This window comes from Micromonospora sp. NPDC047756 (genome assembly GCF_055587245.1).
Map to the genome: position 1 here is coordinate 367,949 of NZ_JBVJGQ010000006.1, position 21,303 is coordinate 389,251.

Below are 21,303 nucleotides of genomic sequence, written 5' to 3' on the forward strand. Positions count from 1 at the left end.
ACACGGAGGCGGCGGTGCGCGAGCTGAGCGTGGTCGGAGTTCGGGTGGAGCTGCCCAGCAACCAGCCGATCGTCCTGCTCAGGGAGGTCGAGGGGGACCGCTATCTGCCGATCTGGATCGGCGCGGTCGAGGCGACGGCTATCGCTTATGAGCAGCAGGGGGTCAAGCCGGCCCGGCCGTTGACGCATGACCTTCTGCGGGACGTGTTGGCGGCGTTGAAGGCGCCGTTGCAGGCGGTGGAGATCACCGAGCTGAAGGAGAACGTCTTCTACGCTGATCTGTTGATCGGTGATGGGGTGCGGGTGTCGGCGCGGCCGAGCGATTCGATCGCGTTGGCGTTGCGGGTTGGTGCGCCGATTCGTTGTGCGGAGCAGGTCCTCAGCGAGGCGGGGATCGTTATCCCTGATGAGCAGGAGGACGAGGTGGAGAAGTTCCGCGAGTTCCTGGAGCAGGTGCGTCCGGAGGATTTCGCGGGCTGAGGTGTGCCTGGGCTCTGTTGGTGATCTTTCTCGGTGGCTGCGCGGCGTGTCGCGTCGGTTCCTCCGTGGTAACCCCTGACGGTGGCGATAGGGTTTCCGTGTCGAGGGGTGCGCGTCGGTGGAAACGGCGCGTCGCCACACTGACGGGGAGGTTGTCCGGATGCACGAGCCGCAGGATTCCGATCCGGGTGCAGAGTTCGACGAGTCGGGTGCCTCGTCGCCAGGTGTGGCGGCTGAGGGTGACGGTTCGGTTGGTTACCGGGGTGTGACGGCCTGCCATGCGGTGGGTATCAGTTACCGGCAGTTGGATTACTGGGCGCGGACGACGCTGGTGGTGCCGAGCGTTCGGGATGCCTCGGGTTCGGGGACGCAGCGGTTGTATTCGTTCCGGGACCTGGTGGTGTTGAAGGTCGTGAAGCGGTTGTTGGATGCGGGGGTGTCCCTGCAGAACATCCGTAAGGCGATTGAGGCGTTGCGGTCGCGTGGTGTGGAGGATCTGGCGGGGATCACGCTGATCTCTGATGGGACGACGGTGTATGAGTGCCGGTCTCCGGAGGAGGTGGTCGACCTGTTGCAGGGTGGCCAGGGGGTCTTCGGCATCGCGATCGGTGGGGCTTTCAAGGAGATCCAGGGGTCGTTGTCGCATCTGCCGGCGGAGCCGGCGACGAGCGGCCCGGTGGAGCCGGCGGTGGCGTCGGGCCCGGATCCGGTGGGTGACGAGTTGGCGGCGCGGCGGGCGCGGCGGCGCGCCGGCTGACGTTTTCGTCTTCGGTTTTTTTCCGGTTGTTTTCTCGCGACCGTCGGTGACGGTGGTGGGGGTATGTCGGGCGTGTCGGTCCACTGTGGATACCGTGGGTGTTGTGTTGGTGGCCCATTGTGGAGATACCCATCGGTAGTGGTGACGCACCGTGTCGGCGTGTTGTCGGGAATCCGATAAGGGGGCGCTGACCGAGGGCGGTTGACACGCTATGGTCCCTCACGGTTCTGGACCCTTCACCCCCGGAAGGAACGACCGTGACGGTTACGGAAGAGACTGTTCCCGCCTCGCACTACGACCGCATCGGCGGTGCCAGTTCGGTCAAGGCGGCGGTTGAGCTGTTCTATGACAAGGTGCTCGCGGACCCTGAGTTGGCGGGCTATTTCGACGGCGTGGACATGGCGGGTCAGCGGCGGCATCTGGCGTTGATGTTGACGGTGGTGCTGGGTGGCCCGAACGAGTACACGGGTCGCGGGTTGGCCGAGGCGCACCAGCCGTTGGGCATCACGGTGGGGCACTACGCGAAGGTGGGCGAGTACCTGATGCTGACGCTGACCGAGCTCGGGGTGCCGTCGGACGTCCTCGCTGATGTGCAGACGGTGCTGGGGCAGGTGCAGGGCCAGGTGGTGGCTGCCGGGAACAGGTCGGACGCCTGAGCGTGGACGCGGCTCGCCTCAAGCAGAGCTGGTCGGTGGTCGCCGGTCACGGCGACCAGGTGCCGCTCTACTTCTACTCGACGTTGTTCCTCGCCCATCCCGAGACGCGGCAGATGTTCCCCACGAACATGGCTGGTCAGCGGGACCGCCTCGTGACCGCGTTGGGTCACATCGTGTCCAACGTGGACCAGGTCGATCGGCTGGTGGGTTTCCTGCAGGATCTCGGCGCGGATCACCGCAAGTTCGCGGTCCGCGCGGAGCACTATCCGGCGGTCGGTGAGGCGCTGGTGGCGACGTTGCAGCATTTCCTCGGCGAGCAGTGGACCGACGAGTTGGCTGCGGACTGGACGGCGGCGTACGGGTTGGTCGCCCAGGTGATGGTGGAGGCCGCGCAGGCCGCTGAGGCGGTCAATCCGCCGTGGTGGGTGGCGGAGATCGTGGCGCATGAGCGGCGGGCGTTCGACGTGGCGGTGTTGACGGTGCGTCCGCAGTATCTGTTGCCGTTCACGCCGGGTCAGTCGATCGGGGTGTCGCACCCGTCGGTGCGGTCGTGGCGGTACTACTCGCCGGCGAACGCGCCGCGGGCGGACGGCACGTTGGAGTTGCATGTGCGGGCCGCGCCGGGTGGCGCGGTGTCGTCGCGGTTGGTGTACGGGTCGGCGGTGGGGGATCGGATCCACCTGGCGGCGCCGGTGGGGGACCGGCTGGGGTTGTGGGCGGCGGGGTCCAGTGATCTGTTGCTGTTGGTGTCGGGTACCGGCTGGGCGCCGGTGAAGGCGTTGGTGGAGCAGGTGGCCGCGGAGGGTTCCCGCCGTCGGGTGGACCTGTACGTGGGGGCCCGGTCCCGTAGCGAGTTCTACGACAATGATGCGATCGACAAGATGGCGTCGTCGTATCCGTGGTTGACGGTGACGTACGTGGTCGGTGCCGACGTGCACCGGCCGGGGGAGTTCGTGCAGGCGGTGGACCGGGCGTTGGCCGACGGTGACTGGCGGTCCCGGCACGTGTTCGTGTGTGGGTCGGACGAGATGGTGTCGCACGCGGTGCGGGCGTTGGCGCAGGCGGGCTACCACGCGGGTCAGGTGCACCACGAGGGCCTGGGCGCGCAGTGGTACGGCCCGGCGTGGCGCACGGCGGTGCAGCAGCCGGCTGCGGGTGACACTTCGGGAGGTGGGCACAGGTGAGCGCGAGGTGTGAGCTTGCGAGCCCGGCGGTCGCGGACGGAGGTCTGCACAGGTGAGTGCGACGCCGATCAGTCGGTATGACGGGGTGCAGGTGTCCGGCGGTGTGCAGGTGCGGATGACCGCCGACCGGGTGCGGCGGTGGGAGTTCGGTGCGGCGTCGTTCGCTCGGCGTGGTTACGACAACGCCGACGTGGACCGGTTCCGGGTGCAGGTCGCTGACGAGTTGGACCTGTTGGCGACGCAGATCGCGACGTTGCGGGCGGAGAACGAGCGGCTGACCGACCGGGTGGAGTTGCACCGGCACGGGGTGATCCCCAGTACGGGGGCGGCGTCGAAGGTCCCGGCGGCGCGGGAGGTGAATCTGCTGTCGGCGGCGCAGCGGGAGGCCGAGCAGATCATCGCGCAGGCGCATGACTACGCGCGTCGGGTCGCCGAGTACGCCCGGGTGCAGTACGAGAGTTACCTGCACGCGGCGGAGGCGGAGGCGAAGCAGGAGGCGGAGCGGGCGGTGGCGGAGTACCGCAGCGCGGCGGGGTCGAGCTTCGACGACACGGTGGCGACCCGGGAGGCGTTGCGGATCTTCGGCGAGATGATGGTGTCGCACATGCAGGCGGCGGCGCGGCATCTCGACGACGGCAGTGAGCAGTTGGCGCGCACGATGGACCGGATCGCGGCGGAGACGCCGGGGGCGCCGTTCGTGGGCGGCGCGGTGGGTCAGTCGGCGTTGCCGCGGCACCAGCAGCGTTGAGTCGCCGGGTGGGGTGCGCTGACGTGGACCCCACCCGGGGCGCTGGCGACGGTGGCATAGTCGAAGGGGTCAGGCGGGGCTGACCGGTGGCCCGCCCCGGGGAGAGGCCCGTCGTGTCGGTATCACCGTCTCCATCCGGCGGGTCGGCGGACCCCCTCGCGGCGTTGGAGGCGTCGGTGTGGGCGCTGGCGGCCGCCGTCGGCACCATGACTGACGCCCTGTCGGCCCCGCTCGCCGAGGTCGTCGCGGCGTCGCCGCACCGCAGCGCGGTCCTGGAGGCCGCCGGTCTGCTGTCCTGGGACGGCGCGACGCCGGTCGCGCACCCGTCGCTGGTGGCGGCCGACGGGCCGACCGGGCGCAGCGCGGTGCAGGCGCGGTTGAGTTCGCTGCGGCAGGCGGTCGCCGCGGCGGCGCAGGAGCCTTCCGGCGGGGGTGCGGTCGGCTGGGCGCAGGTCGACGACGAGGTGTTGCTGCATCAGGGTCGGGCGTCGGCGGCGACCGGCCGGGCGTTGGCGACCCGGGTGGTGCCCGAGTTGGCGGGGCTGGCGGAGCGCTTGGACTCGGCGGATGCCCGAATTCTGGACGTGGGCACCGGCGTGGCGGCGTTGGCGGTCGCCCTGGCCCGCGCGTTGCCCCGGGTGTCGGTGGTGGGCATCGACGTGCTCCAGCGGGCGTTGGACCTGGCCCGCGGGGAGTTGGCCGAGGCGCGCGACGTCGCCGACCGGATCAGTGTGCGCCGGCAGGACGTCGCGGAGGTGACCGAGCCGGGCGGGTACGACCTGGTGTGGGTGCCGGCGCCGTTTCTTCCCCAGCAGACGTTGGCGCTCGCGTTGCCCCGGTTGGTGCAGGCGCTGCGACCCGGTGGCTGGCTGGTGGCCGGCACCAATGCGCCGGCCGGGGACCCGTTGCGGGCGGCCGTCGACCGGTGGAACGCGGTGCGCAACGGCGGCAACGCCTTCGACGCCGACCGGATGGCGCAGGTGCTGGCGGGGGCCGGGTTGGGTGACGTTCGGCGTTTCCCGACCGTCCCCGGTGGGCCGGTGTTGGTCGCCGCGCACCGCCCGGGCGGCTGAGGGCCGCAGTGGTGTCGGCTGCGCCGGTGCGGGGTTCGCATGCCGGCGCGACGGGGTCGCTCAGCTGACGGCGGCGCGGATGGCCTCGGCGATCGGGGTGGGTCCGTCGACGAGTTCCAGTGTCGCGCCGGTGGTGCGCGGTTCGTCGAGCAGCGCGGCGAGGACGTGGGCGACGTCGGTGCGGCTGATCGCCCCAGCACCGGCGTGTGGGGTGAGGGTGACCCGCCCGGTGGGTGGGTCGTCGGTGAGCCGGCCGGGTCGCAGCACCGTCCAGGTCAGGTCGCGGCGGCGCAGGTCGTCCTCGGCGGCGCGTTTGGCGCGCAGGTACGCCGCCCACACGTCGTCGGTGCCGGGGGCCGGTGGTGTGTCCACGCCCATGGAGGAGACGAGCAGGTAGCGGTGGACGCCGGCGCGGGTGGCGGCGTCGGCGAGCAGCGCGGCGGCGGCCCGGTCGACGGTGTCCTTGCGGGCGGCGCCGCTGCCGGGGCCCGCGCCGGCGGCGAAGACCACCGCGTCGGCGCCGCGCAGGTGCTCGGCCACCTGGTCGGGCGGGGTGTGTTCCAGGTCGCAGACGACGGGGGTGGCGCCGGCGGCGCGCAGCGTCGCGGTCTGCTCGGGGTTGCGGATGAGGCCGACGGCGGTGTCGCCGCGCCCGACGAGGTGGCGTTGCAGCAGCAGGGCGATCTTGCCGTGGCCTCCGGCGATGACGACGCGCATACGCCCAACCTACCGGCGGCGTCACCGGCTTGACCTTGACCTTCGGGCAACCCTGAGCCTGGTGGGTGCCGGTCGCCGTGACCGGTGCGAGGAGGATGTCGACGTGGGGCTGATGACCATCGGGGCGTTCGCCCGGGCGGCGAGGCTGACGCCGAAGGCGTTGCGCCTGTATGACCGGGGTGGGCTGCTGGTGCCGGCCGCTGTCGATCCGGAGTCCGGTTACCGGCTCTACGACCCGGTCCAGTTGCCGGTGGCGCGGTTGGTCGCCCAGTTGCGTCGGCTCGGTATGCCGCTGGCGACGATCCGGGTCGTGTGTGACCTGGAGCCGGCAGCGGCGGCGGAGGCGGTCACCGCGTACTGGCGGCAGGTCAGCGCCGACACCGCGGCCCGCGCCCGGCTCGCCACCCTCCTCGTGGACCACCTGTCTGAAGGAGGCACCACCATGTCTGACCCGGATCCCACCGTCACCGTCCGCTGTGCCGCCGGCTGTGACACCGGGCTGGTGCGCGACAGCAACGAGGACACCGCGTACGCCAGCGAGCGGTTGCTCGCCGTGGCCGACGGGATGAGGGGGCCCGGCGGCGCGGCTGCCAGCGCCGCCGCCGTCGACGCCCTGAAGCCGTTGGCCCTGACCGACGTGCCGGGCGCGGACCTGCTGACGATGCTGGGTGGCGCGGTGAGCGCCGCCGACCGGGCCGTGCACGGGTTGGCCACCGACACCGACCAGCCCGTCACGACGCTGACCGCGCTGCTGCTCAGCGGTTCCCGGCTGGCGCTGGTGCACATCGGTGACACCCGGGCCTACCTGCTGCGCGGCGGTGAGTTGTCCCTGCTCACGCAGGATCACACCTGGGTGCAGGCCCAGGTTGATCAGGGTCGGCTCGACCGGGACCAGGCCGCGGCGCATCCGCAGCGCGCGGTGCTGGTGCGTGCCCTCGGTGGCGGCCGGCAGGTCGAGGCGGATCTGGCGTTGCGTACCGCGGTGGCGGGTGACCGGTATTTGTTGTGCTCCGACGGGTTGTCCGCGGTCGTCGACCGGGCCGGGTTGGGGTCGGCGTTGGCCGCGACGGACGACCCGGACGACACGGTGCGGGCGCTGATCGATCTGGCGCGGGCCGAGGGGGCGCCGGACAACATCGCCTGCGTCGTCGCCGACGTCGTCGCCGCGTAGCCGTCGTCGCCCGCCGTCGCCGTCGTCGGCGACGTGTCCGCCGGGTGGCCGCCGTCCGCGCCGGGTGGGGCCGCTCACCCGGCGCGGGGCTCGGCGTTGGCGAACCGGTTGAGGCAGCATGGAGAGGTGATGGAGAGCTTCGACGCGTTGACCTCGCTGGTGGCCGGTGGTGGGGTGGTGGTCCTCAGCGGCGCCGGCCTGTCCACCGAGTCGGGAATTCCGGACTACCGGGGGCCCAGCGGGGTGGCGCGGCGGCACACGCCGATGACCTTCCAGGCGTTCACCCGCGATCCGTTGGCCCGGCGGCGCTACTGGGCGCGCAGCCACCTGGGCTGGCGGCTGATCGCGGGCGCGGCGCCCAACGCGGGGCACCGGGCGGTGGCCGGCCTGCAACACGCGGGGCTGGTCGACACGGTCATCACCCAGAACGTCGACGGTCTGCACGGTGCGGCCGGCAGCCCGTCGGTGATCGAGTTGCACGGCCGCCTCGACGAGGTGACCTGCCTGGACTGCGGCAACCTGACCTCCCGGGAGGAGCTGCACCGGCGGCTGCGCGAGGCCAACCCGGAGTTCGTGGCCCGCGTCGCCGCTGTCAACCCGGACGGTGATGTTGATCTCCCCGATGATCAGGTGGCGGCTTTCCGGCCGGTGGATTGTGGGATCTGCGGCACCGGGATGCTGAAACCGGACGTGGTGTTCTTCGGTGAGACGGTGCCGTCGCAGCGGGTGGCGCGGTGTTTCGCGGCCGTGGAGCAGGCCCGCTCGCTGCTGGTGCTCGGGTCGTCGTTGACGGTGATGTCGGGCCGCCGGTTCGTGATTCGGGCCGCGAAACGGGGCATCCCGGTCGCGATCGTCAACCAGGGGCCGACCCGGGGTGACGCCCACGCCACCGTCTGCGTCGACGCGCCGCTGGGCGCGGTGCTGCCGCGGCTGGCCGCGCGCGTCGGCGCCGGGACGCCGCTGGGGGTCTGACGGCCCCGCCCCGGGGGTGCATCCCCGCCCGGGGGTGCGACTCCTACCCCCGGGGGTGCGACTCCTACCCCCGGGGGTAGGACATCCGCCGGAAACACCGACGCTGGTAGCGTTGACCACGCCGGTAACACCCACGTGGGAGAGACCGCCCGACAGCACGCAGGGCGGCGCCGAAGGGGCAAATCCTCCCCGGAACCTCTCAGGCAAAAGGACCTCGTGGGCAGGCACTGTGGAGTGCCCCTGTGGGTGCGACAGAGGGGGAGGCCGACACGTCGACCTCGCCCCGGGAGTGCCCCTGATGACCGCAGAGCAGTTCGCCACCCGTCACATCGGTCCCGGCCCCGACGACGAGCGTCGGATGCTGGAGGTCGTCGGGCACGACTCGATCGACGAGCTGATGGACGCCGCGATCCCCGAGGTGATCCGCTGGCACGGCACCCTCGACCTGCCGGAGGCCGCCACCGAGGCCGAGACGATCGCCGAGCTGCGGGCCCTCGCGGCGCGCAACACCGTCGCCGTCTCCATGATCGGCCTGGGGTACCACGGCACGCACACCCCGGCGGTGATCCGCCGCAACGTCCTGGAGGACCCGGCCTGGTACACGGCGTACACGCCGTACCAGCCGGAGATCAGCCAGGGCCGGCTGGAGGCGTTGCTGAACTTCCAGACCATGGTCACCGACCTGACCGGCCTGGCCACCGCGAACGCCTCCATGCTCGACGAGGGCACCGCGGCGGCGGAGGCGATGACCCTCGCCCGCCGGGCCTCCAAGACCAAGAGCGGCGTGTACGTCGTCGACGCCGACGCCCTGCCGCAGACCATCGCGGTGATCACCAGCCGGGCCGTGCCGCTCGGCATCGACGTGCGGGTCCTCGACGTGCAGCGCGACGAGTTGCCGGAGGAGTTCTTCGGCCTGCACCTGCAGTACCCGGGGGCGTCCGGGGCGGTGCGCGACCACGCCGGGCTCGTGGAGGCGGCGCACGCCGCCGGCGCCCTGGTGACCGTGGCGGCGGACCTGCTGGCGTTGACGCTGCTGCGCGCGCCGGGGGAGATCGGCGCGGACATCGCCGCCGGCACCACCCAGCGTTTCGGCGTACCGATGGGCTTCGGTGGGCCGCACGCCGGTTACCTGGCGGTGCGTTCGGGCCTGGAGCGGATGCTGCCCGGGCGTCTGGTCGGGGTGTCACGCGACGCGGACGGCAACCCGGCCTACCGGTTGGCGTTGCAGACCCGTGAGCAGCACATCCGCCGGGAGAAGGCGACCAGCAACATCTGCACCGCGCAGGTGCTCCTGGCGGTGATGGCCGGCATGTACGCCGTGTACCACGGCCCGGACGGGCTGCGCGCCATCGCGACGCGTACCCATGCGATGGCGGCGCGGCTCGCGGCCGGGTTGCGCGCCGGTGGGATGGACGTCGCGGACGTCGCGTTCTTCGACACCGTCACCGTGACCGTGCCCGGCAGGGCTGCCGAGGTGGTGGCCGCCGCCGCGCAGCGTGGTGTCAACCTGCGGCTGGTCGACGCCGACCGGGTGGGGGTGTCCTGCGACGAGACCACGACCGCCGCGCACCTGGCGCTGGTGTGGGCGGCGTTCGGGGTGCCCGCGTTCGACGGCGACGGGGACGCGGCGCTGCCCGTCGACCTGACGCGCGGCAGCGACTACCTCACCCACCCGGTGTTCCGCAGCCACCACTCGGAGACGGCGATGCTGCGCTATCTGCGGCGGTTGTCGGACTTCGACTACGCCCTGGACCGGGGCATGATCCCGCTCGGGTCGTGCACGATGAAGCTGAACGCGACCACCGAGATGGAGCCGGTCAGCTGGGCGGAGTTCGCGCACATCCACCCGTTCGCGCCGGACGCGCAGACCGTCGGGTACCGGGAGATGATCGGCCAACTGGAGTCGTGGCTGGCCGAGGTGACCGGGTACGACGCGGTCAGCGTGCAGCCCAACGCCGGTTCGCAGGGGGAGCTGGCCGGCCTGTTGGCGATCCGCTCGTACCACGCGTCGCGGGGGGAGACGCACCGCGACGTGTGTCTGATCCCGTCGTCGGCGCACGGCACGAACGCGGCGTCGGCGGTGATGGCCGGGATGCGGGTCGTGGTGGTGGCCTGCGACGACGACGGCAACGTCGACCTCGTCGACCTGGACGCGAAGATCGACAAGCACCGCGACGCGCTCGCCGCGATCATGGTGACGTACCCGTCCACGCACGGTGTGTACGAGACGGGTATCGCGTCGCTGTGCGCGAAGGTCCACGACGCCGGCGGGCAGGTGTACGTCGACGGGGCGAACCTCAACGCCCTGGTCGGGTTCGCCAAGCCCGGTCAGTTCGGGGCGGACGTGTCGCACCTGAACCTGCACAAGACGTTCTGCATCCCGCACGGCGGCGGTGGCCCGGGGGTGGGCCCGGTGGCGGTGCGCGCGCACCTGGCGCCGTTCCTGCCCGGTGACCCGCTGGGCGCGCACGTCGACGCCACCCCGGCGATCTCGGCGGCGAAGTACGGGTCGGCGGGGATCCTGCCGATCCCGTGGGCGTACCTGCGGATGATGGGCGCCGAGGGGCTGACCCGGGCCACCGGTGTGGCGGTCCTCGCCGCGAACTACGTGGCGGCCCGGCTGCGGGGGCACTTCCCGGTGCTGTACGCCGGGAACAAGGGCCTGGTGGCCCACGAGTGCATCCTCGACCTGCGGCCGTTGACGAAGGCGACCGGGGTGACGGTGGACGACGTGGCGAAGCGGCTGATCGACTACGGCTTCCACGCGCCGACGATGTCGTTCCCGGTGGCGGGAACGCTGATGGTGGAGCCGACCGAGAGCGAGGACCTGGCCGAGCTGGACCGGTTCTGCGACGCGATGATCGCGATCCGGGCGGAGATCGAGCAGGTGGGTTCCGGGGCGTGGCCGGCGGGGGACAACCCCCTGGCCAACGCGCCGCACACCGCGGCGATGGTCAGCGGTGACGAGTGGTCGCACGCGTACCCGCGGTCGGTGGGCGCGTACCCGGCCGGGGTGGACCGGGCCGGGAAGTACTGGCCGCCGGTGCGGCGCATCGACGGCGCGTACGGCGACCGGAACCTGGTCTGCTCGTGCCCGTCGCCGGAGGCGTTCGAAGACTGAGCTTGGCGACGGGCGTGCCGGGGCGGGCGGTTGCGAGCCGCCCCGGCAGCCGCGACGACCTGGGCGTGGTGTCCCTTACCGGGGGACTAGCCTGGGTCGGCGGCGGCTAAACGGTGACGCGCGGCTAAACGGTGACGCTGAGTGGTCGGTCAGGCCACGAGGGCGTGGCGGGCGGGGCCGCGGTGCGGTGCGATGCTGCTGCCGTCGGGGAGCAACTCACCGGTGTCCTCGAAGACGATGACACCATTGCAGAGCAGGCTCCAGCCCTGCTCACGGAAGCAGGCGAGCACTCGCGCGGCTTCCCGGTCGGTGGCTTCAGCGGAGGGGCAGGTCGGTTGGTGCTGGCACATCGGGTTCTCCGGACTGTGGGGGCACTGTGTCATGGTTCACATGACCAGTGACGCACAGTACCAAGCGAAAGTGTCCAACATCGAGCAGGTGCCCGCCTGGTGCACGGGAAATCCACTGAACGGATGAGGAAGGTTGGACCGTACGGCGTGGAAACGCTCCCAAAGGTGTGCGCCGCGACCAGCGGCCCGGTCGCGTCTGTCGATGTACCCGCCGCGCCGGCCGCATGCCGGGGCGCGCTGACCGAACGCGCCCGCCTGCACTGGTCCCGCGGCGACGGCGGAGACCCCGCGACCCTGGCCGAGGAGTTCCTCGCCGCGCACGGCCTCCCCCTGCACGACCTGACCCGACCCGCCCCCGGCCAGCACGGCACCGGCGTCTGCGGCGCGGCGCTGTACCTCTCCGCCGCCGCCGGGGCGCTGCTGGCCGGCGCACCCGCCGCGGCGCCCGAGCCCGCACCGGGCCTACCCGACCTCGCCGTCGTCGTCTACCACCACGGCCCCACCCGGGTCACCCGACCCGGACCACCACCACCGTGGTGGCTCGGCGACTGGGTCGAGAGCTGGACCCCCACCCAGCACGCCGACGCCGTCGACGCGGTCCGCGCCGCCATCAGCCGCGGCGACGTCTACCAGAGCAACCTCGTCGGCCACGCCTTCGCCCCCTACACCGGCGACCCGCTGCCCGCCCTGAACCGCCTCAGCGCGCTCCCCGGCGCCCGCTACGGCGGCGTCCTCACCGGCCACGGCTGGGCCATCGGCTGCGCCTCCCCGGAAACCCTCGTCGAGGTCACCGACGGGCAGGTGATCACCCGACCGATCAAGGGCACCCGCCCGGCCACCGCCACCGGCCGCGCCGAACTGCTCGCCAGCGCCAAGGAACGCGCCGAACACATCATGATCGTCGACCTGGAACGCAACGACCTCGCCCGCATCGCCCGCACCGGCACCGTCACCGTCGACGACCTGTTCGCCGTCCGCCGCTGGTGCGACCTGTGGCAGGCCGAATCGACAGTGCGCGCCACCGCCGCCGACGGCCTCGGCCTCGCCGACCTGCTGCGCGCCACCTGCCCCGGCGGCTCCGTCACCGGCGCCCCGAAACTCGCCGCCCTCACCCAGATCAACGCCCTCGAACCCGTCGGACGCGGCGCCAGCATGGGCGCGCTGGGGTGGGTCGCCCCGGGCCACGTCGACCTGGGCCTGACCATCCGCACCGCCGCCGCCGACGGCCACCGACTGCACACCTGGGCCGGCGGCGGCATCACCTGGGACAGCGACGCACACGCCGAGGTCGCCGAAGCCGCCGCGAAAACCAGCCCGATCCGCGCCACCCTGGCCGGGCGCTGACCGCGGCACCACACGGCGATACGCTGAACCCCATGACCATGCGGCCCATCCGGATCATCGGCGACCCTGTCCTGCGCACCGGATGCGAACCGGTCACCACCTTCGACGCCGAGCTACGCGCCCTCGTCACCGACCTGATGGACACCCTGCTCGGCGCCCCCGGCCGCGCCGGCGTCGCCGCACCCCAGATCGGCGTCAGCGCCCAGGTGTTCGTCTACGACGCCGACGGGCACCGCGGCCACCTCATCAACCCCACCCTGGAACTGTCCGACGAACTCCAGGACGACGACGAGGGCTGCCTGTCCATCCCCGGGCTGTACTTCCCGACCGTGCGGGCCCTGCACGCCACCGCACACGGCGTCGACCAGAACGGCGAGCCGCTGACCATCACCGGCAGCGGGTTCCTCGCCCGCGCCCTGCAACACGAGACCGACCACCTCGCCGGGCGGCTCTACGTCGACACCCTGCGCGGCGACACCCGCCGCCGCGCCCTGCGCGAGATCCGCGCCGGACGCTTCGACTCACCCAGCCGCCGCAGCTAGCTCACCCACTGGTCGTGGCCCAGCTTCGCGACCAACGCCACCACCACCACCAGCAACACCACCCGCACGAACCCGGCGCCGCGCCGCAACGCCATCCGCGCCCCCAGCACCGCGCCGGCGATGTTGCACACCGCCATGCCCGCGCCCAACAGCCACCACACGTGCCCGGTCACCGCGAACACCACCAACGCGCCCAGGTTCGTCCCCGCGTTGACGACCTTCGCCATCGCCGAGCCGTGCACGAAGTCCGCACCCACCAGGGCGGTGAACGCCAACACCAGGAACGTGCCGGTACCCGGGCCGATCAACCCGTCGTACAGGGCGATCCCCACCCCGGCCACCGCGATCACCGCCGCCACCCGCACCGTGGTGCGCTTCGACGGCACCGCCACCACCCCCATCCGGGGACGTACCAGCACGAACACCGCCACCGACACCAGCACCACGAGCACGACCGGCCGGTACGCCGACGCCGGCACCGCCCCGGCCAGCGCCGCGCCCACCCCCGCGCTGAGCACCGCGAACCCCGCCGCCGGACCCGCCACCCGCCAGTCGACAGTCGTCCTACGCGCGTACGTCGCCGCCGCCGTGGCCGTGCCGAAGATCGCGGCCAGCTTGTTCGTGCCCAGCGCGGTGGCCACCGGCAACCCCGGAGCAGCCACCAACAACGCCGGCAGCAGCAACAACCCGCCACCACCGACCACAGCATCGACCCACCCGGCCATCGCGGCGGCGGCCAGCAGAGTACTCAGCGTCACGGCGTCCACGGGCGGCAATTCTGCCTACCCGACACCCCGCACCTGGCACCCGAGTGGCCAGCCTCACCTGCTCAACGACCCCGCGTACGCCGCAACCACACCCCCAACGCGCCGACCGCCACGAACACCAGAACCGAACACAGCAACACCTTCACCACCCGGCAACCATGCCACGGGCACGTAAGGTGCAGGAGTGCGCCTGGCCACCTTCAACCTGCTGCACGGACGGTCCCTCACCGACGGGCTCGTCGACCCCGACCGACTCGCCGCCGCCATCGGGGCCCTCGACGCCGACGTACTCGCCCTGCAGGAGGTCGACCGCGACCAACGCCGCAGCGGCAACCTCGACCTCACCGCCATCGCCGCCCGCGCCCTCGGGGCACCCCACCACCGTTTCGCCGCCGCCGTCGTCGGCACCCCCGGCGAACAGTTCCGCCCACTGCGCCACGAAGACGACGGCCACGGGGAACCCTGCTACGGCATCGGCCTGATCAGCCGACACCCCGTACTCAGCTGGCAGGTCACCCGACTCAAACCGGCGCCGGTACGCTCACCGGTCTACGTGCCCGGCCCCCGCGGCGGTCTCATCCTGCTGCACGACGAACCCCGCGTGATCCTCGCCGCCGTCCTGGACACCCCGCACGGCCCCCTCACCGTCGCCGCGACCCACCTGTCCTTCGTGCCCGGCTGGAACGCCCGCCAACTCCGTCAGACCGTCCGCGCCCTGCGCGCGCTACCGGGGCCCCGCGTCCTGCTCGGCGACCTCAACCTCCCCGCCGGCGCGGCCCGGCTCATCTCCGGCTGGCACCCCCTGGGCCGACGCCCCACCTACCCGTCCGGGCAGCCCCGCGTCCAACTCGACCACATCCTCGCCGACCGGCACGCCCTCACCGCCCTCCCACCCGTACGCGCGGTCACCGCGCCGTCGTCCACCATCTCCGACCACCGCCCCCTGCTGGTCGACCTCGGCTGAGCATCACCGCCAACCGGCAGCATCGCGCCTCACGAATGTCTAAGGTGAGGCATCACCGACACCACGCCGTCGCGCCATCGCCACCCCCGCCACCACAGGGAGCTGACCGTGAGCGACACGCCGGACACCATCGTCCTCATCCACGGGTTCTGGGTCACCCCCCGCAGCTGGGAACACTGGGTCACCCACTACCAGGCCAAGGGCTTCCAGGTGCTCACCCCCACCTACCCCGGGCTGGAGGGCGAGGTCGAGGCCATCAACGCCGACCCCAGCCCCCTGGAGACGCTGACCGCGCCGCAGGTCATCGACCACCTCATCGAAGTCGTCGCCGCGCTGCCCACGCCGCCGATCATCATGGGCCACTCCGCCGGCGGGGCATTCACCCAGGTGCTGCTCGACCGCGGCTACGGCGCCTCGGCGGTCGCCCTCAACTCGGCGCCCACCGAAGGCGTCAGGAACATCCCCTTCTCGCAACTGCGCTCCACCTTCCCGGTGCTGCGCAACCCCGCCAACCGGCACCGCGCCGTCGGGTTCACCTTCGAACAGTGGCACTACGCGTTCACCAACACCTTCGACCAGCAGGAGTCCCGCGCCCTGTACGAGCGCTACGCCATCCCCGCCGCCGGCGGCATCCTCTGGGACAGCGTCCTGGCCAACCTGCTGCCCGGCCCCCAGGACATCGCTGTCGACTACCACAACGCCCAACGCGCCCCGCTGCTGTTCATCTCCGGCTCCGAGGACCACATCATGCCGCCCAGCGTGCAGCGCTCCAACGCCGCGCACTACACCGGCGACACCATCACCGAGGTCGAGTTCTTCGAGGGGTACGCGCACCTGCTGCCCGCCCAGCAGGGCTGGCAGCGCATCGCCGACGTCGCCCTCGACTGGGCCCTGCGCCACGCCCGCTGAACCACACCACCTCACCGCGCCGACCGTCGACGCCCGACGCCGCCCTCGGCCGGTATGAACGTGCCCCGGACACCGCGCCGACCGCAGACCCAGCGGGGGAGCGGACCACAAGGCGCAAGATTCCCTCAAGATCATTGCATCGACGGACGTCGACGATCATGCTGGTCGACACGCCACGATCAACCCGTCGGAGGCCACATGAGACGCCAGCGACAAACCCTCATCGCCGTGACCACCCTCATCACCCTCACCCTCACCACCGCGGCCACCCCCGCCAACGCCCACACCACCGCACCACCCGACCAGGTCACCGCCCTCACCGCCCACCAGGCCGACGGATACACCACCCTCGCCTGGCAACCCGTCGACGGCGCCACCGACTACCAGATCGAACGCACCCCCGTCGACGCCGACAACACCCCCACCGGCGCACCCACCATCGTCGGCATCTGGCGACCCAACCGCCAGATCAACCAACAGGCACCCACCTTCGCCGACGCCGGCTACCACCCCGGCGACACCTTCCAATGGCGCGTACGCGCCCGCACCGGCACCACCGAACAGCCCTACTCCGACCCGGTCACCGCCACCACCACCGCACCCTGGGGCAACCCCACCACCCCCGGCGAGCAACTGCGCACCGGCTGGGAAACCACCCGCGCCGCCCAATACACCACCGACACCGACGAGTACGCCTACACCGCCGCCATCGACGCCCTCAGCGACCGCGTACGCGTCGTCGAACTCGGCCGCACCGTCCAGAACCGACCCATCAACATGATGGTCATCGGCCACCCCACCCCCGCGGCCACCCCGCAAGCCGTCGCCGCCACCGCACCCGTGGCCATCAACTGCAACGTGCACGGCAACGAACCCGGCGACCGCGAAGCCTGCCTCATCATGGCCCGCCAACTCGCCTTCAGCACCGACCCCCGCATCACCGACCTGCTCAGCCACACCACCGTCCTGATCGTCCCCACCATCAACGGAGACGGCCGCGCCAACAACACCCGCGGCAACTCCACCGGCCAGGACCTCAACCGCGACTACTCCCTGATCCGCCAACCCGAAACCACCGCGTACATCACAATGGTCCGCGACTACCGACCCGTCGCCGGCTACGACGGCCACGAGTTCGGCAACTCCCGCGCCGGCGACCTGCCGATGCTGCCCCCACGGCACCAGAACGTCGCCCAACCCATCTTCGACCAGTCCCAGGACATGATCGAAGGCCACATGTACGCCAAAGGCGCCGAAGCCGGCTGGTGGGCCTGCCCCTACGGCTGCGAAGGCGGCGGCAACGTCGGCCTCAGCGAAGAGACCATCCTCCGCAACACCCTCGGACTCAAGAACGTCACCAACTCCCTGCTCGAACTCCGCAGCTCCGGCGGCCAGACCCGCCCCGACGAGGGCAACACCGCCAACAACCGACGCCGCAAGACCTACTCCGCACTCTGGACGTTCCACCAGTTCCTCGACTACCACCGCGCCGACCGCGCCGACATCCTGACCGCCCGCAGCGACGCCATCGAATCCCAAGCCGCCAACACCGGCCGGCTCGTCTTCCGCGGCTCCCGCCCCATCCCCGCCCACCCGGCACCGCACCCCGGCGACAGCCCACCACCACTCGACGCGCCCCCCGCCGACCTGATCCTCGACACCCCACCCTGCGCCTACAAACTCACCGACGCCCAGTACAACGGCGCCCGCACCGACGGACCCGGCGGCGTCGGCACCACCGTCGCCCAACGCATCGCCGCGCACGGCTGGAAGGTCATCACCATCGGCGACGACCACTACGTCTCCCTCAACCAACCCGAACGCGGCCTCATCCCCCTGCTCCTCGACAGCAAGGGCGTGGAAAAGCTGACCGACGGCGAACGCGTCCACCCCACCCTCACCGGCCGCCGCAACGGACCCCTGACCGTCACCGGCTTCACCTGCGCCAACGACGCCACCATCAACGGCCCAGTCACCGTCCGAGCCGGCGCGGCACTCGTCACCACGGCAACCACCATCAACGGCCCCCTCACCGCCACCGGCGCCGCCGGCGTCCTGCTCGCCGACAGCACCATCAACGGCCCGGTCCGCATCGCCACCACCGGCACGATCTCCATCATCGACGCCACCGTCGCCGGCCCCGTCGACCTCTCCGGCAACACCACCGCCACCGACGCACCCGTGCTGGCCGGCACCACCATCCGCGGCCCACTCACCTGCACCGGCAACAACCCCACCCCGCACAACCTCGGCATCGCCAACACCGTCCACGGCCCCCGCACCACCCAGTGCGCGGCACTGTGACCGACCACTAGCGAGCCAGCACGCCGGCGGCGCGGACCGACACCCGCGCCGCCGGCACCCCACCAGCAACACCGCACCCGTGGAGGCCGCCGTGCCGCACCCCACCACCGCACCACGAAACCCCCGACCATCCCGCACACCGCACGGCGCTCGACGCGTCCGCCGCACGCTCGGCCTGCTCCTGCCGGCCCTGCTCCTGGCCGCCTGCACCGGCAGCCCCGCAACCCCGCGCACCGACGCCGCACCCGCGAGCACCGCACCCCAACCCACCGGGCCCCTCTGCGCCGCCCTACCCACCGGCACCGACCCCGGCAACCCGACCTTCCTCGCCGGGCAACCCGTCGAGGCGGCGCTGCGCTGGATCCCCACCCTCACCACGTTCGAAGCGGCACTGCGCACCAGCGGCGTCCTCACCGACCTACCCGCCGGCGGCGGCGTCACCCTCCTGGCCCCCTCCGACGACGCCTTCGCCGCCACGTTCTCCGAGGACAACTGGGACGACCTCATGACCCACCACACCGACCAGCTCCGCACCCTGCTGAAAGCCCACCTCATCACCGGCAACCACCCGATCGCCGACCTGAGCACCGCCGGCACCGCCACCACCCTCGACGGCGTCAGCGTCACCGTCACCCGCACCGGACCCACCGCCCGCCTCGGCGGCCGCGCCGACACGGTCTGCGCCGACTACCGGGCCACCAACGCCCGCATCCACATCATCAACGCCGTCCTCGGCCCCCTGCCCGTCACCGCCGACGGCACCGGCCACCGCGCACACTGACCACCCTCACCCCGGCGGCACCAGACCCGCCAACGCGCGGTTGGTCCGATTGGCGCGGACCGCGTCACGCTGCTGCCCGGCCGTCACCTCGATGTACGTCTGCGACGACGCCAACGACGCGTGCCCCAACAACCGCATGATCTCCGCAGCGCTCGCGCCGTCCTCCGCCAACCGGGTCGCGAAGGTGTGCCGCAGCGCGTGCAGCCGCGCACCCCGCGGCACCCGGTCACCGATGCCGGCCCGCCGGTAACACGACTCCACGAGATACTGCAGACCACCTCGGCGCAACGGCTCACCACGCCGATCCACCAGAAACGGCGAGTCGGGGCGTACCGACCGCGAACCGAATCGCCGCACCCGACTGTCCAGGTAGTCCCGCAGCACCCGGTCCAGATCCGCCTCGATCGGCACCACCCGCGGCCGCCCACCCTTGCCGACCACCTCGACCCGCCGCTCACCGGGCCGACCGCCGAGCGAGTCGACGCGCAACGCCAGCAACTCCGACAGGCGCAGCCCGGCGCAGAGCGCCACCGCCAACACCGCCACGTCCCGCTCCGGCCACGGGTCGCGTTGCCGCCCGTCGTCGCGCGCGACGGACGCCAGCAGCACCTCGGGGGTGTCCGCGCCGCGCAGTGGCTTCGGCTGGGGGAGTAGCGCCCGGGGACGCCCGACCGCCGGCATCGGGTTGCCCGCCACGAACCCGTCGGCGACCAGGAAGGTGAAGAAACTGTTCCAGGTGGACCAGGCGCGGTGCACCGACGCGGGCGCCCGGGGGGCGGCGAACCGGGCGAAGGCCGCCCGCATCACCCGGGGGGAGAGGTCGGTGATCGACAGTGCGTCGAGGGGGAGGGGAGTGGCCTCCGCGACCAGGGCCGCGACCGTGTGCAGATCCCTGCGGTACGCGGCCAGGGTGTGCGGGGAGGGCTTGCGGGTGGCCCGAGCGGTCAGGAACTCCTCGATCAGCACCCCGAGCGATTCGTCCTTTTTGTCATGCATAAGGGATATTATGCAGCATTCTCGGGTTTCCTGGAAGGGGACCGGCAGAGGGGGAGAAGATGCCAGCACCCCGGCGATACGTCCTCACCGGAGCGCCCGGCGCCGGCAAGACAACAACCATCGAGGCCCTGCGCCGCAGGGGACACCTCACCGTCCGAGAGGCCGCCACCGACCTCATCACCGAAAGGCAGGCACGGGGGTACGCGGAACCGTGGCACGACGACGACTTCGTCGACACCGTCGCCGCGCTGCAACACCACCGGCAGATCGGAACCGACGCCGGTCAGCCGGTGCAGTTCTACGACCGCTCGCCGCTGTGCACTCTGGCACTGGCCCGCCACCTGGGCAGACCGATCGGCCCGACGCTGACCGCCGAGGTGGACCGGATCACGCGCGAGCGCACCTACCAACGCCTGGTCTTCCTGATCAGCCCGCTGGGCTTCATCCGGCACACCGCGGCGCGCCGGATCAGCTACGCCGCCGCGCTGGCCTTCGCCCGCCTGCACCAGCAGGTGTACGAGGAGCACGGGCACCACCTCGTCGACATACCGGCCGGACCGGTGCGGACACGGGTGGCCCTGATCGAGAAACACGTATCGTGCGGCACATGACGTCACCCGCTGCCACCTGCCCCGAGTGTGGTCGGCCCGGCACGCCCAGCGTGTACCGGGATCCGGGCGACCCCGTGCAACGGGTCTGTCCCGAGGGGCACCGGTGGCAGGCGACCGACCGACCCGGATGGTCCCCGACGGCGACACCCACCGCGGTCGCCGCACCCCGCGAGGCGACGATCCGAACCGGCGCCGACCGGGTCGACAGAGACGGGCGGCGTTGGCTGGTCGGCACGGCCAGCGACGTCGCCTGGCTCGCCGGGCGTACCACGCCGGGTTTCTCGGTCACCGCCGCGATCCCGCAGGTGTTCGAGGCGTACGGCACGTTCCACCCGCCCGCCGGCGTGGACCTCGACGCCCACGAACACGCGGTGATCGACGAACTGGTGGGGTGCACATCCGATCAGCCCTGGTGGCTGGGTTTCCTCGACACCGGCGCCCACGACGTGGTCTTCCCGCACGCCCGGCGGGTGTCGCTCTACTGGGATTGGTCGTACGTGCTCATTGAGGCCGGGCCGGAGCAGGCTCTCACCTGGCGGACCGGTCACATGCGTGGCGACGGGGCGTTGCCCGACCTGTTCTTCCCGGCGGATCGGTCCTGGCTCGTCTCCGCCCTGTGGGACGACACCTGGACCGACATCGGCGCCAGCGCGGCCGTGCTCACGGCCCTGCGCCGCAACCCGCTTGTCGACGCGCGTCTCGTGGGGCCGGACGAGGACGCGTGCCCGCCGGGTCTGACGCGCGACTGACCACTGCCGGAGGGGGCCCTGGAACGCCTTACTTTACATAATGTGCATTATCGAATTAGCTTTACATCGTTCCGGACCGATGCGACCTTGCCCCATGGCAACTGGCGC

General features: G+C 71.8%; 21 protein-coding genes and 1 riboswitch. Of the genes, 17 read left to right on the forward strand and 4 right to left on the reverse strand.

The window, feature by feature from the left end; translation table 11 throughout:
* Nucleotides 1-14: 14 nt before the first annotated feature.
* From ACZ6NZ_RS21735 to ACZ6NZ_RS21760, 6 genes are all read left to right on the forward strand, one after another.
* The gene (locus tag ACZ6NZ_RS21735; RefSeq protein ID WP_030327706.1) at nucleotides 15-479 is read left to right on the forward strand and encodes a bifunctional nuclease family protein; all 465 of its coding nucleotides are present in this window, start codon (nucleotides 15-17) and stop codon (nucleotides 477-479) included.
* A 160-nt stretch (nucleotides 480-639) separates the two neighbouring features.
* Complete coding sequence (locus tag ACZ6NZ_RS21740) at nucleotides 640-1,236, forward strand: MerR family transcriptional regulator (RefSeq protein ID WP_366607048.1); 597 nt, start codon at nucleotides 640-642, stop codon at nucleotides 1,234-1,236.
* Between the two features lie 257 nt (nucleotides 1,237-1,493).
* Nucleotides 1,494-1,892 (forward strand): group I truncated hemoglobin, encoded by a 399-nt coding sequence (locus ACZ6NZ_RS21745; RefSeq protein ID WP_465859873.1) that lies wholly within the window; start codon nucleotides 1,494-1,496, stop codon nucleotides 1,890-1,892.
* 2 nt (nucleotides 1,893-1,894) lie between these two features.
* On the forward strand, nucleotides 1,895-3,076 hold the full coding sequence (locus tag ACZ6NZ_RS21750; protein ID WP_465859874.1) for a globin domain-containing protein: 1,182 nt from the start codon (nucleotides 1,895-1,897) through the stop codon (nucleotides 3,074-3,076).
* A 52-nt stretch (nucleotides 3,077-3,128) separates the two neighbouring features.
* Nucleotides 3,129-3,824, forward strand: a complete 696-nt coding sequence (locus ACZ6NZ_RS21755; protein ID WP_366607043.1) for a DivIVA domain-containing protein — start codon at nucleotides 3,129-3,131, stop codon at nucleotides 3,822-3,824.
* Nucleotides 3,825-3,937: 113 nt separating this feature from the next.
* Nucleotides 3,938-4,897: an SAM-dependent methyltransferase gene (locus ACZ6NZ_RS21760; RefSeq protein ID WP_465859875.1), complete on the forward strand. Its 960-nt coding sequence runs from the start codon at nucleotides 3,938-3,940 to the stop codon at nucleotides 4,895-4,897.
* Nucleotides 4,898-4,957: 60 nt separating this feature from the next.
* Here the strand turns inward: ACZ6NZ_RS21760 and ACZ6NZ_RS21765 are convergent, their stop codons facing one another.
* Nucleotides 4,958-5,614 (reverse strand): NAD(P)-binding oxidoreductase, encoded by a 657-nt coding sequence (locus ACZ6NZ_RS21765; protein WP_465859876.1) that lies wholly within the window; start codon nucleotides 5,612-5,614, stop codon nucleotides 4,958-4,960.
* Nucleotides 5,615-5,717: 103 nt separating this feature from the next.
* Between ACZ6NZ_RS21765 and ACZ6NZ_RS21770 the strand changes: the two genes are divergently transcribed.
* The 3 genes from ACZ6NZ_RS21770 to gcvP all read left to right on the forward strand — a co-directional run bounded on the left by ACZ6NZ_RS21770 (nucleotide 5,718) and on the right by gcvP (nucleotide 10,878).
* A complete protein-coding gene (locus ACZ6NZ_RS21770) occupies nucleotides 5,718-6,785 on the forward strand; it encodes a MerR family transcriptional regulator (protein WP_465859877.1) in 1,068 nt (355 codons plus the stop codon).
* 129 nt (nucleotides 6,786-6,914) lie between these two features.
* Nucleotides 6,915-7,757, forward strand: coding sequence for an NAD-dependent protein deacetylase (locus ACZ6NZ_RS21775; RefSeq protein WP_465859878.1), 843 nt, complete (start codon nucleotides 6,915-6,917; stop codon nucleotides 7,755-7,757).
* A gap of 126 nt (nucleotides 7,758-7,883) precedes the next feature.
* Nucleotides 7,884-7,982: riboswitch (glycine riboswitch) on the forward strand.
* A 73-nt stretch (nucleotides 7,983-8,055) separates the two neighbouring features.
* Nucleotides 8,056-10,878 carry an aminomethyl-transferring glycine dehydrogenase gene (gene gcvP / locus ACZ6NZ_RS21780; protein WP_465859879.1) on the forward strand — a complete coding sequence of 941 codons (2,823 nt, stop codon included), beginning with the start codon at nucleotides 8,056-8,058 and terminating at the stop codon, nucleotides 10,876-10,878.
* Nucleotides 10,879-11,027: 149 nt separating this feature from the next.
* Here the strand turns inward: gcvP and ACZ6NZ_RS21785 are convergent, their stop codons facing one another.
* Complete coding sequence (locus tag ACZ6NZ_RS21785) at nucleotides 11,028-11,228, reverse strand: DUF5999 family protein (RefSeq protein ID WP_007460326.1); 201 nt, start codon at nucleotides 11,226-11,228, stop codon at nucleotides 11,028-11,030.
* A gap of 123 nt (nucleotides 11,229-11,351) precedes the next feature.
* Here ACZ6NZ_RS21785 and ACZ6NZ_RS21790 point away from each other — a divergent pair, with 123 nt between their 5' ends.
* Together ACZ6NZ_RS21790 and ACZ6NZ_RS21795 are read left to right on the forward strand one after the other, a co-directional pair.
* Nucleotides 11,352-12,572 carry a chorismate-binding protein gene (locus ACZ6NZ_RS21790; RefSeq protein WP_465859880.1) on the forward strand — a complete coding sequence of 407 codons (1,221 nt, stop codon included), beginning with the start codon at nucleotides 11,352-11,354 and terminating at the stop codon, nucleotides 12,570-12,572.
* A gap of 32 nt (nucleotides 12,573-12,604) precedes the next feature.
* Entirely contained in the window at nucleotides 12,605-13,114 is a 510-nt protein-coding gene (locus ACZ6NZ_RS21795) for a peptide deformylase (RefSeq protein WP_366607033.1), read from the forward strand.
* Here the strand turns inward: ACZ6NZ_RS21795 and ACZ6NZ_RS21800 are convergent.
* On the reverse strand, nucleotides 13,111-13,881 hold the full coding sequence (locus ACZ6NZ_RS21800) for a sulfite exporter TauE/SafE family protein (protein ID WP_465859881.1): 771 nt from the start codon (nucleotides 13,879-13,881) through the stop codon (nucleotides 13,111-13,113). The two genes, ACZ6NZ_RS21795 and ACZ6NZ_RS21800, sit on opposite strands and share 4 nt — an antisense overlap.
* Before the next feature lie 184 nt (nucleotides 13,882-14,065).
* On the opposite strand from ACZ6NZ_RS21800, the gene ACZ6NZ_RS21805 reads away from it, so the two are divergent.
* The 4 genes from ACZ6NZ_RS21805 to ACZ6NZ_RS21820 all read left to right on the forward strand — a co-directional run bounded on the left by ACZ6NZ_RS21805 (nucleotide 14,066) and on the right by ACZ6NZ_RS21820 (nucleotide 18,839).
* Entirely contained in the window at nucleotides 14,066-14,845 is a 780-nt protein-coding gene (locus ACZ6NZ_RS21805; protein ID WP_366607030.1) for an endonuclease/exonuclease/phosphatase family protein, read from the forward strand.
* A gap of 108 nt (nucleotides 14,846-14,953) precedes the next feature.
* The gene (locus ACZ6NZ_RS21810) at nucleotides 14,954-15,754 is read left to right on the forward strand and encodes an alpha/beta hydrolase (RefSeq protein WP_465859882.1); all 801 of its coding nucleotides are present in this window, start codon (nucleotides 14,954-14,956) and stop codon (nucleotides 15,752-15,754) included.
* 228 nt (nucleotides 15,755-15,982) lie between these two features.
* Nucleotides 15,983-18,058, forward strand: a complete 2,076-nt coding sequence (locus ACZ6NZ_RS21815; protein ID WP_465859883.1) for a M14 family zinc carboxypeptidase — start codon at nucleotides 15,983-15,985, stop codon at nucleotides 18,056-18,058.
* 91 nt (nucleotides 18,059-18,149) lie between these two features.
* Complete coding sequence (locus ACZ6NZ_RS21820; protein ID WP_465859884.1) at nucleotides 18,150-18,839, forward strand: fasciclin domain-containing protein; 690 nt, start codon at nucleotides 18,150-18,152, stop codon at nucleotides 18,837-18,839.
* Nucleotides 18,840-18,845: 6 nt separating this feature from the next.
* Here the strand turns inward: ACZ6NZ_RS21820 and ACZ6NZ_RS21825 are convergent, their stop codons facing one another.
* Nucleotides 18,846-19,835: a tyrosine-type recombinase/integrase gene (locus ACZ6NZ_RS21825; protein ID WP_366607022.1), complete on the reverse strand. Its 990-nt coding sequence runs from the start codon at nucleotides 19,833-19,835 to the stop codon at nucleotides 18,846-18,848.
* A gap of 59 nt (nucleotides 19,836-19,894) precedes the next feature.
* Here ACZ6NZ_RS21825 and ACZ6NZ_RS21830 point away from each other — a divergent pair, with 59 nt between their 5' ends.
* Together ACZ6NZ_RS21830 and ACZ6NZ_RS21835 are read left to right on the forward strand one after the other, a co-directional pair.
* Nucleotides 19,895-20,446 (forward strand): AAA family ATPase, encoded by a 552-nt coding sequence (locus ACZ6NZ_RS21830; protein WP_465859885.1) that lies wholly within the window; start codon nucleotides 19,895-19,897, stop codon nucleotides 20,444-20,446.
* Complete coding sequence (locus tag ACZ6NZ_RS21835; RefSeq protein ID WP_465859886.1) at nucleotides 20,443-21,195, forward strand: hypothetical protein; 753 nt, start codon at nucleotides 20,443-20,445, stop codon at nucleotides 21,193-21,195. Before ACZ6NZ_RS21830 ends, ACZ6NZ_RS21835 begins: the two co-directional genes overlap by 4 nt.
* Nucleotides 21,196-21,303: the final 108 nt, after the last annotated feature.